The 8,935-nt window shown below is 69.1% G+C and carries 5 protein-coding genes and 2 pseudogenes; 2 read left to right on the top strand and 5 right to left on the bottom strand.

The window, feature by feature from the left end; all coding sequences use genetic code 11:
- Positions 1 to 688 (bottom strand): alpha/beta hydrolase (locus C3488_RS38305; RefSeq protein ID WP_103845451.1); only part of this gene is annotated, 688 nt, incomplete at its 3' end.
- Between the two features lie 138 nt (positions 689 to 826).
- Positions 827 to 2,071, bottom strand: coding sequence for a condensation domain-containing protein (locus tag C3488_RS38300; RefSeq protein ID WP_258053904.1), 1,245 nt, complete (start codon positions 2,069 to 2,071; stop codon positions 827 to 829).
- Positions 2,072 to 3,141: 1,070 nt separating this feature from the next.
- Between C3488_RS38300 and C3488_RS38295 the strand changes: the two genes are divergently transcribed.
- Positions 3,142 to 5,484 carry a sialidase family protein gene (locus C3488_RS38295; protein WP_103845449.1) on the top strand — a complete coding sequence of 781 codons (2,343 nt, stop codon included), beginning with the start codon at positions 3,142 to 3,144 and terminating at the stop codon, positions 5,482 to 5,484.
- A 136-nt stretch (positions 5,485 to 5,620) separates the two neighbouring features.
- A complete protein-coding gene (locus C3488_RS38290; RefSeq protein WP_103845448.1) occupies positions 5,621 to 6,337 on the top strand; it encodes a cellulase B precursor in 717 nt (238 codons plus the stop codon).
- 442 nt (positions 6,338 to 6,779) lie between these two features.
- Here the strand turns inward: C3488_RS38290 and C3488_RS38285 are convergent.
- From C3488_RS38285 to C3488_RS38275, 3 genes and pseudogenes are all read right to left on the bottom strand, one after another.
- Positions 6,780 to 7,089 (bottom strand): annotated as a pseudogene (locus C3488_RS38285) (Rrf2 family transcriptional regulator); the annotation flags it as partial.
- Between the two features lie 138 nt (positions 7,090 to 7,227).
- Complete coding sequence (locus tag C3488_RS38280) at positions 7,228 to 8,553, bottom strand: LLM class flavin-dependent oxidoreductase (protein ID WP_103845447.1); 1,326 nt, start codon at positions 8,551 to 8,553, stop codon at positions 7,228 to 7,230.
- Positions 8,550 to 8,935: pseudogene (locus tag C3488_RS38275) on the bottom strand (aliphatic sulfonates ABC transporter substrate-binding protein); the annotation flags it as partial. The pseudogene C3488_RS38275 and the gene C3488_RS38280, both read right to left, overlap by 4 nt.

The following is an 8,935-nucleotide window of genomic DNA, read 5'->3' as shown; positions in this document are numbered from 1 at the left end:
GAGGGAGTCCAGCGAGGTCGTCGGCGAGTCCGGGCGAGACGAGGGGATCCGCGCGGTCGGCGGGGTCCGGCACATAGGCGGCGGTGAAGATCCGCATGAGCTGAGGGCTGAGCAGAGGCTTGGCGACGAGCGACTGCTTGGTGGCCGGGTCGGAGACCTGGTCGAGCGGTGCGGAGTCGAGGATCTGAAGCCGGGGCGAGAAGGTGCCTCGGTCCCGGGCCAGGCGACAGACAGCGGCGGTCAGGCAGGCCCCGGCACTGTGCCCGCCCACCGCAAGGCGGGAACCGTCCCAGCCGCCCGCCGGGCCGTTGGCGGCGACCCATGCGGTGACGTCGTAGGCCTGGGTGACGGGCACGGGGAACCGCCGCTGCGGGGCGACCGCGTAGTCCACGTTGATCACGACGCAGCCGGCCGTGGCGGCAACGTAGCGGCAGATGTGGTCGTCCTGCTCCGGTCGGGCGATCACGAAACCGCCCCCGTGGAAGTTGACGTACACGGGAGCGGGGGCCGCGGAAGTGGTCGGCGGGCGGTAGACCGTGCAGGTCACCGGCCCCGCGCCGGTCTCCACCCGGAGGGCCTCGGTGCGCTTGGGGACATCGGTGAAGCGCAGGTCCTTGTTCACGCGAGACATCATGCGGCCGAGCAGAAGTTGGATACCTCGGGCCTGGATTCCTGGGCTGAACGGCATGACGTGGCCACCCATCGCTACAAGATTAAAACATCAGGATTCCTGATAATGAAGGCCCCTGGCCCCTCGCGCAATGAGGCGGGCAGGTCCTGTTCGAGATGGAGCCGATCCGAACCCGTTCCGCACCCCACCGCGTCCCTACGCGCCGGCGAAGGAGCCCGTCCGTGCGGCGTGACCGCCGATCGCGGCCCTCACCAGCCGCCTCTCGAAGGACCGCAGTATCTGTTCGAGATCCGCCGCGTCGAACGACGTCGCATCCGTCCCGAGACTGATTCCGGCCGTCTCGGACATACCCCACACATCGAAGGACAGCCTTCCGGAGTACGGGTCGACGGGTTTGGGGAATCGTCGGTAACGGCTGGATGCCATGGCTCGCTCCAAGTCCTGCTGTGCCCTGTCCGCGCGAGCCCTGATCAGCGTGCGGGGTGCTATGGGGCGGATGTTGACCACGTACGGGTTGTGTGCGGAGCGGCCCAGTTCGGCGGAGACCTCGTCCAGGGATCTGGCGTAGCGGTCGGGCTCTCGCAGGCTGACGGAGGAAGATCTGACGAGTGCCGCGTCGACGGCCCGGCACAGCGCCGGGAACCGGTCGCCGCCCAGGGAGGTGTCGACCGGGACGAGGGCCCTGCCTGCGATATGGGCCACCGCCTCGCGGGCGAAGGTGGTCTGCCGGTTGGCCATCACGGTGTTGAACACGCAGGTGCCGATGCCGAGGTGCTCGGCGAGCGCGCACGCGTATGCGGCTTGCAGGACGGCGGCCGCGGATGTCCGGTACTGCTTCGCCAGACGGGCTGCCGCGAGTGCGACCGCCGCCGAGTTGAGGCATACGAAGTTGTAGACGGCGTCCCTGTGGCTCCCGGGCACCTTGAGTTCGGGCATGACGGACTGACGGAGCATGGCCCGGTCATGGGTGTCGACACGATGGGCGTGGCGCAGCCCCGAGGGACTGGCTTCGAAGCTCGCGATCTGCCGCGGCTGCCACCCCGCGCCGAGGTCGGCGCCCGGATCGGCGGCCAGTCGGACCAGGCGTTCGGCCACGATCCGGGCGGCCGTCGTGTCCGCCGAGAAGTGGTGCAATGACAGCGCGATGTGGATGGGCCTGCCGTCCACGGTGATGACGGCGGCCCGCAACGGCAGGTCGTCCGGGGCGAATCCGGGCTCGGCCAGCCGGAGGGTGAAGGCGCTCAGCTCGTCGTAGGTCGGCGGGGCGTCGGAGACGTACTCGTCGACCTGGAGCACCCCGGAAGCCACGACGACCGCGCGCGGGTGCCCGTCCGCGTCACGTGGATACAGCGTGCGCAGCGCCTCGAAGTGAGCCATGACCGCGGCGAAGGCATGCAGCACCGCGGCCATGTCGGGTCGGCCCTCCAGTGCCCGCCCCATCCGTATGTTTCTGTTGCGGGGTCCGTGGAGTTGAGGGTGGCATCCTTCGCGTTCATGGGCCTTCTGCGACCAGGTCAGTTCATGCTCACCGGCGGACCCGGCGACGAAGACCACGTCATGGCGTGCGATCTGCCGCATACCCGCCCCGGCCCTCCCTCGGTACGTCGGCGGAGCGCCACGTCTCACGGACGGCACGCGGCAAGTTCGCCGACCGGACGGCGTGGAGGCCCCCGATCCTCCACGCCGTCCGCCGGTACGACGCACGGCGGGAGCGCGGACCCCCGTCCTCAGGCAGAGGATAAATCCGCGCGGACCACGTGCGTCAATGCCCGTAAGGCGTGCAACGCGGCGGTGGCGGATCGTTTTTTCACCGCGTCCCATCGGTGCGTACCACGTCCCACCGGCGCTTACCGCGTCCTCCGGCGATCGCCGCCAGGTGGACGCCGCCCCGCAGAACGAGATGTCGAAGGAGAAGGCGTGGGAAGCGTGGGCGCGCTCTTGCATTCGAAGCGCTTCGACGAGGCCATGACGCCGGGCCATATGTCGATCACAGGTCGCCCGGCCGTCAGAGGCCTTTCCCGGCGTCGGCGTTCCTCTCCGAGAGTCCGCCAAGAAGCGCAGCTCACCTGGGATTGAGCCGCATCGAGGGCAGGGTGAGGGGTCACCTTGACCGCGCCTGTTACCAGAAAGTGACCTGGACGGCCCGTTGTCGTGTCCGGAAACACAGCCTTAGTGTCACCGAAACGTCGAAGCGCATCGACTGCCTTCCTCCCGCCCTCCCGACACCAGGTCACCGGACGACGCAGCGCCGGCCCGCCCGCCGGTCGGATCCACGAAGAAGAAGGGCCGCAACGACATGAGCATCGAGATGAACTGCCGACGTCGGCCACGACCTGCTCACGGAGAACCGGTCGGCCCGGACGGGCTGACGCTCCCCGCCTGTGGCGCGGCGGCGCTGCGCCACGGCTGACACCGTCCGCCCATCCCTCCCGAACCACACCAGAGCCGACGGGACCGCTGCTTGTGCGCAGGCCCCGTACGGACCCGCACCCGAAAGGCAAGGATCCGTCATGACGCATGCCCCGCACCTCTCCCGCCGAGGACTGCTGGCCGCCGGCGCGGCCGCGGCTGCGCTCCCTCTGCTCGTCCCCTCCGCCGCGTCCGCCGCCCCGGCCGGAAAGGCCAGACGTACGCCGTACGTCTTCCGCAACGCTGAGATAGTCGGCGGCGGCTTCGTCACCGGCATCATCTTCAACCAGAGCGAGCCCGGACTGGTGTACGCCCGGACCGACATCGGCGGCGCCTACCGCCTCGACACGGCGACCAAGCGGTGGATCCCCCTCACCGACTGGATCGGCTGGGACGAGTACGGACACACCGGCATCATCAGCATCGCCACCGACGAGGTGGACCCCGACCGCGTCTACCTGGCGGCGGGCACCTACACCATGCCCGACTGGGACCCGAGCATGGCGGCGATCCTGCGGTCGACCGACCGCGGTCGCACCTGGAAGACCACTCCCCTGCCGTTCCGGCTGGGCGGCAACATGCCCGGCCGGGGCATCGGCGAGCGGCTGGTGATCGATCCCAACCGCAACAAGATCCTCTACCTGGGCGTGCGCGGGGGCCACGGGCTGTGGCGCAGCACCGACCACGGCAAGACCTTCGCGAAGGTGACCAGCTTCCCCAACGCGGGCAACTTCGTCATCGACCCCAGCGACCCCGACGGCTACAACGGCGACAACCTGGGCGTACTGCAAGTCGTCTTCGACAAGCGCACCGGCAGAGCGGGCAGGGCCACCCGGACCCTCTACGTCACCGTCGCCGACAAGGACAACATCCTGTACAGGTCCACCGACGCGGGAGCGACCTGGGAACGCGTCCCCGGGCAGCCCACCGGCTTCATCCCGCACCACGCGGTCTTCGACCACGTCGGCGGCTACCTGTACCTGGCGACCAGCAACACCGCCGGCCCCTACGACGGCTCCAAGGGCGACGTGTGGAAGCTGGACACCGCCACCGACACCTGGACCCGCATCAGCCCGGTCCCGTCCACCAGCGACGACAACCAGTGGGGTTACAGCGGTCTGACCATCGACCGGCAGAACCCGGACACCCTGATGGTGTCCACCCAGGTCAAGTGGTGGCCCGACTGCCTCCTCTTCCGCTCCACCGACGGCGGCGCGAGCTGGACCCGCGCGTGGGACATGGGCACGAATTCCGAGCGCACCCTGCGCTACGACATCGACATCTCCGCCGCCCCCTGGCTGACCTGGAACGCCTCGCCCAAGCTGCCCGAGATGGCCCCCAAGCTGGGCTGGATGATGGAGTCCGTCCAGATCGACCCCTTCGACTCCGACCACTTCATGTACGGAACCGGCGCGACGATCTACGGCGCGAACAACCTGACCGACTGGGACAGCGGCGGCACGGTACACCTGTCCGTGCGGGCGCAGGGCCTGGAGGAGTGCTCGATCGGCTGCGTGATCAGCCCGCCCGTCGGTCCCTCTCACCTCTTCTCGGGCGTCGGCGACGTCGGCGGCTTCCGCCACACGGATCTGAACAAGGCGTCGAAGATGTACGACAGCCCGACCTTCGGCGCCACCCCGGCCCTGGACTACGCGGAGCTGGCGCCCCACACCATCGTGCGGGTCGGCAACCCCACCAGCGGCTGGACCCAGCACTTCGCCATCTCCACCGACAGCGGCGACACCTGGAAGCCCTCGGGCAGTGAGCCGTCCGGCGTCACCGGGCCCGGAGTCGACGACCAGGCCGTCGCCATCAGCGCCGACGGCAGGCGGATCGTCTGGGCACCGGCGGGAGCCCCGGTCAGCTGGTCCGACGACAACGGAGCCACCTGGACGGCGTCGGAGGGGCTGCCGGCCGGGGTTTCGGTGCGCTCCGACCGGGTGAACCCGGCGAAGTTCTACGCCTACGACTCCGGCGTCTTCTACCTCAGCACGGACGGCGGCAAGAGCTTCAAGGCCACGACGGCGACCGGTCTGCCCACCGCGGGGAACGTCCGGTTCAAGGCGGTACCGGGCCACGAGGGCGACATCTGGCTGGCCGGCGGCACCAGCAAGCCCACCACCCCCACACCGTACGGGCTGTGGCGGTCGACCGACTCCGGAACGTCCTTCACCAGGTTCGAGGCGGTGGACGAGGGCGACGTCGTCGGCTTCGGCAAGGCCGCACCCGGCGCCACGTACCCCGCCGTCTACACCAGCTCCAAGATCGACGGCGTGCGCGGCATCTTCCGGTCCGACGACGCGGGCCGGACCTGGGTCCGCATCAACGACGACCGACACCAGTACGCCTGGACCGGCAACACCATCACCGGAGACCCCCGGGTCTACGGTCGCGTCTACTTCGGGACCAACGGACGCGGAGTCATCTACGGCGACCCCAGGTGAGGTTGGGCTCCCGGCCGCCTCGCTCCGCACCTGCCGTCCCGAAGGGGAGACCGACGTCGCCCTGCCGCCATAGCAGGGCGACCGACTTCTCCTCTCCTGTGTGATCCCCCCACTCAGCACACAATCCGGAGGGCTGATGAAAATCCGTCTCGGCTGGGCCGCGCTTCTCGCGGCTCTGGCTCTCGTCTTCACCTTGCCGAACTCGGCAGTGGCAGCGTCATCGACGTACTGGTTCAAGCACTACGCGACCGGCGGCAACGCCTCGACGTGGTACAGCGACGACAACAACTGGGGTGTGAACTCCTCGACCGGCACCGGCTTCGTCGCCATGGTCAACGGCAAGGACTGGGGCTGGTCGTCCCCGGTGACCACACTCCCCAAGAAGATCCGCGACGTCAGCCCCAACAACAACACGTGGTTCAGCCAGTCGGCGTGGCCGAAGTCCGGCTCGTACTACGACGCCACGTACGACATCTTCATCGACCCCTACCCCGCACCGACCGACCGCAACTCCAAGACCGAGCTGATGATCTGGCTCAACTGGTACAACACCAAGCCGCTGGCCGACCACTACGACGCGAACGGCAACGCGATCCCGGCCGCGACCAACGTCAGCCTGGGCGGCCGTACCTGGGACATCTACGAGTACACCTGGAGCAACGGCGGCCACACCCTCAGCTTCCTGGACAGGAACAGGTCCGGCTGGTGGTCCGGCAGCCTCACCCCGTTCTTCAACTACGGCCTGAACAGGGGCTTCTACACCGGCGACCACTACCTCAACAGCGTCATGGCCGGCTGGGAATTCGGGCCGGGCGACTACACGGCTCACTCCTGGGGCGCCGTGGGCTTCTGACGCCGCGACAGACCGAGAAGGCGAACCGGTGACCGACACCTGAAGCAGGGGGCGGGGCGTATGCGCCCCGCCCCCTGCGCACAGGTGACGGTCGCGTACGCCGTCGAAGAAGCCGCGACAGTGAACCCCACATCCGTGCTCGGTTGCCCGTTCAGGCTGTCCTGGCAGGCAGCAAGTACGCGTCTCGGCGACGGCTGAGCCGGCTCGGACGCGACGCCGGAGCCCCGGCGGCTGCGTGCAGCCGCCGGGGCTCCCTTGTGGTCATGTCCTACACCGATGCCCCATAGGGGCGCTGCCGGGGGGAGGGGCGGCTTCACCGACATCTCGTGGCACTTGCAGATGCACTTCTCGGTGTTGTTGGTGTGCGCTCAGAGTCGCGCCTTCTTCCCCGGATCGTCGAAGCTGTCCGCGAGCGAGGCCTGAAGCTGGTCGAAGGTTTTGACGCGGGACCGCAGTAGGAGAGCTCGGGTGGGCGCAGTTCCCGCACCGAGACCAGGGGCCGTCCGCCACGCGGATGACGTCGGCGATGGCGATCGACTTCGCCGGGCGGGCGAGCCGGTAGCCGCCCTTGCCGCCCCGCTGGCTGACCACAAGACCGCCCCGGCGCAGGTCGCCGAGGATGCCCTCAGGAATGTGTGCGGGATGCCCTGCGCCGCGGCGATCGCCTCGGCCTTGAGAGAGGCCTCGCCCCCTGCTGCGGCCGGCTCCAGTGCCGCTGGCACCGCATAGTCCACCCGCGCCGAGATACGCATGCCGCGATTGTCCATCACGGTCGCGTCCGTGCGCTGTTCACGCAGCGCGGGCCCTCGACTCGCAGCGCGGGCGGACTCCCGCCGCTCCGGGAAGTGGAAGCGGCGGGAGTCGTGAGCGGACCGCCCACGGGAGGCGGTTCAGCCATGGAACTGGTTCGCCGGGACCGGGAGCCCGTAGTGCTGGCGCAGGGTCGTGCCCTCGTACTCCTCGCGGAACAGGCCCTTGCCGCGCAGGATCGGCAGCACGTGCTCGACGAAGGCCGCCAGGCCCGACGGCAGGGCGGGCGCCATGATGTTGAACCCGTCCGCGGCACCGCCCTCGAACCAGGCGATGATGGTGTCCGCGATCTGCTCGGGCGTGCCGACGAACTCGAAGTGGCCGCGCCCGCCGCCGAGCCGGGAGATGATCTGGCGAACCGTCAGCTGCTCGCGCACCGCGAGATCGATGATCAGGTCGGAACGGCTCTGCGAGCCTTCCAGCTTCGGCCTGGCGAGGATGAACTCCGGCAGGGGCTTGTCGAGTCGGAAGACCGACGGCTCGGTCTCGAACACGGCGGCCAGCTGGCGCAGCCCGTACTCAGGAATGCGCAGCTCGTCGAACTGCCGCGCGAGCGCCCGGGCCTCCTGCTCGGTCGAGCCGATGTACGGAACGATGCCCGGCAGGACGATCACACCGTCCGGGTCCCGCCCCGCGGCCCTGGTGCGGGCCTTGATGTCGGCGTAGAAGGCGGCCGCGCGCTCGTACGTCGTGTGCGCGGTGAAGACGGCCTCGGCATGACGGGCCGCGAAGTCCTTGCCGTCCTCGGAGGAGCCGGCCTGGACGAGCAGCGGGTGACCCTGCGGCGGACGCTCGACGTTGAGCGGGCCGGCCACCTTGAAGTACCTGCCCTGGTGGCCGAGCCAGTGCAGCCGCTCGGGGTCGGCGTAGCGTCCCGTGGCCCTGTCCGCGAGGACGGCCTCGGACTCCCAGCTGTCCCACAGTGCCTTGGCGACCTTCAGGAACTCGTCGGCGCGGGCGTAGCGTTCGGCGTGGCCCGGGCGGTCGTCGAGGCCGAAGTTGGCCGCCTCGTCGGCCCCGGCCGAGGTGACGATGTTCCAGCCGGCGCGGCCTCCGCTGACGTGGTCGACGGACGCGAGCCGGCGGGCGAGGTTGTACGGCTCGTTGTATGTCGACGACACGGTCGCGATGAGGCCGATCCTGCTGGTCGCCTGGGACAGCGCGGTCAGCAGCGTCAATGGTTCGAGCTGGCCCGGCGGCCGGAACTCGCCGGTGCCGATGAGTGCCGGGCCGTCCGCGAGGAACAGTGAGTCGAACTTGGCGCTCTCGGCGAGCTGCGCCAGCTCGATCCAGTGCCGCAGGTCGAAGTCCGCCCGGGGGTTGCTGTGCGGGAGCCGCCACGCCGCCTCATGGTGACCTGCTTCCATGAGGAAGGCGTTGAGGTGGAGTCGCCGTCTCGCGCTCATGAAGTGACCTTCAGTCTGGAGCTGTCGTAGCCGCCCGGGAGGAGGTTGTCGATGATCGACTTGACGTCGACCTTCTTGGTGATCTGGCCCGCCTCCAGGAAGGCGTCGGCGAGTTTCTGCTCCAGCTCGATGTCCGACTGCTCCACCGGGGTCACCCGATTCGAGTAAGCGGCCAGGGACGCCTTGGCGTCGGCCAGCGGGATGCCCTGTTCCTTCGAGAGCGCCTGCGCGTACTGGTCGGGGTGCTTGACCGCCCAGGCGAACTCTCGGGAGAGCCTCTTCAGGACGTCCGTGAGAGCCGCGCGCTTGGTCTTGTCCTTCAGCGACGTGTCACTGGCGACGTAGTAGCTGCTCGTCTGGTCGATCGGCGGGAGCCCCTTCA

The sequence above is a fragment of the Streptomyces sp. Ru72 genome (genome assembly GCF_002920635.1).
GTDB lineage: Bacteria > Actinomycetota > Actinomycetes > Streptomycetales > Streptomycetaceae > Streptomyces.
This window is presented reverse-complemented; position numbering and strand designations above follow the sequence as displayed.

What these genes read in the sequence shown, in the direction of transcription:
- C3488_RS38300 (WP_258053904.1), bottom strand. Translation starts at nt 2,071, where the DNA reads ATGGGGCGGGCACTGGAGGGCCGACCCGACATGGCCGCGGTGCTGCAT.
- C3488_RS38295 (WP_103845449.1), top strand. Translation starts at nt 3,142, where the DNA reads ATGACGCATGCCCCGCACCTCTCCCGCCGAGGACTGCTGGCCGCCGGC.
- C3488_RS38290 (WP_103845448.1), top strand. Translation starts at nt 5,621, where the DNA reads ATGAAAATCCGTCTCGGCTGGGCCGCGCTTCTCGCGGCTCTGGCTCTC.
- C3488_RS38280 (WP_103845447.1), bottom strand. Translation starts at nt 8,553, where the DNA reads ATGAGCGCGAGACGGCGACTCCACCTCAACGCCTTCCTCATGGAAGCA.